Raw genomic sequence first — 1,297 nt, 5'->3', positions numbered from 1 at the left:
CGTGGCTGCAGGAGAAGATACCTCCCATATCCTCAGCGGGTTGACTAACCAGCTGCCTGATCGTGATCCGGAAGAGACCGCCGAGTGGGTTGAGTCCCTGGATTCGTTGATCAGGGAACAGGGCACCGAGCGTGCCCAATACATCATGCGGAGCCTGCTGCAGCGCGCGGGGGCGCAGAGCGTGGGCGTGCCGATGGTGACCACCACCGATTACGTGAACACCATCCCGGCGGACCAGGAAGCGCAGTTCCCGGGCAACGAGGAATACGAGCGCCGGTACCGGGCGTACATGCGGTGGAACGCCGCGGTGATGGTGCACCGGTCCCAGCGCCCGAACATCGGGGTGGGCGGGCACATCTCCACCTACGCCGGAGCTGCGACCCTGTACGAGGTGGGCTTCAACCACTTCTTCCGCGGCAAGGATGCCCCCGGCGGCGGGGACCAGGTCTTCTTCCAGGGCCACGCCTCCCCCGGCATGTACGCCAGGGCGTTTATGGAAGGCCGGCTCTCCGAGGAGGACCTGGACGGGTTCCGGCAGGAAAAATCCCGCCAGGGTCACGCCCTGTCCTCCTACCCGCACCCCAGGTTGATGCCGCAGTTCTGGGAATTCCCCACCGTGTCCATGGGCATCGGGCCGATGAACGCGATCTACCAGGCCCAGTCCAACCGGTACCTGCACAACCGGGGCCTGAAAGACACCAGTGACCAGCAGGTCTGGGCGTTCCTGGGCGACGGGGAAATGGACGAGCCCGAATCCCGCGGCCTGCTCCAGCTCGCCGCGAACGAGAACCTGGACAACCTGAACTTCGTGATCAACTGCAACCTCCAGCGCCTGGACGGGCCGGTCCGCGGCAACGGCAAGATCATGCAGGAACTCGAAGCGTTCTTCCGCGGCGCGGGCTGGAACGTGATCAAGGTGGTCTGGGGCCGGGAATGGGATGACCTGCTGGCCCGCGACACCGACGGCTCGCTCGTGAAAATCATGAACGAAACCCCCGACGGTGACTACCAGACCTACAAGGCCGAATCCGGCGGGTTCGTCCGCGAACACTTCTTCGGCAAGGACCCCCGCACCAAAGACCTCGTCGCGGAACTCACCGATGACCAGATCTGGAACCTCAAACGCGGCGGCCACGACTACCGCAAGGTCTACGCCGCGTACAAGGCAGCCACCGAATTCAAGGGCAAACCCACCGTCATCCTGGCCAAAACCGTCAAGGGCTACGGACTCGGACCCCACTTCGAAGGCCGCAACGCCACCCACCAAATGAAAAAACTCACCCTCGACGACCTCAAG

At 63.9% G+C, this 1,297-nt stretch carries 1 protein-coding gene; it reads left to right on the top strand.

Going from position 1 to position 1,297, the window contains the following annotated elements; translation table 11 throughout:
• Position 1: 1 nt before the first annotated feature.
• The coding region (locus BMX78_RS22600) for a pyruvate dehydrogenase E1 component-related protein (RefSeq protein WP_502686322.1) at positions 2 to 1,297 on the top strand (1,296 nt) is incomplete at its 3' end.

The organism is Arthrobacter sp. OV608, from assembly GCA_900110595.1.
GTDB lineage: Bacteria > Actinomycetota > Actinomycetes > Actinomycetales > Micrococcaceae > Arthrobacter.
The sequence above is the reverse complement of the archived record's forward strand: the minus strand, read 5'-3'. Positions and strand labels throughout refer to the sequence as shown.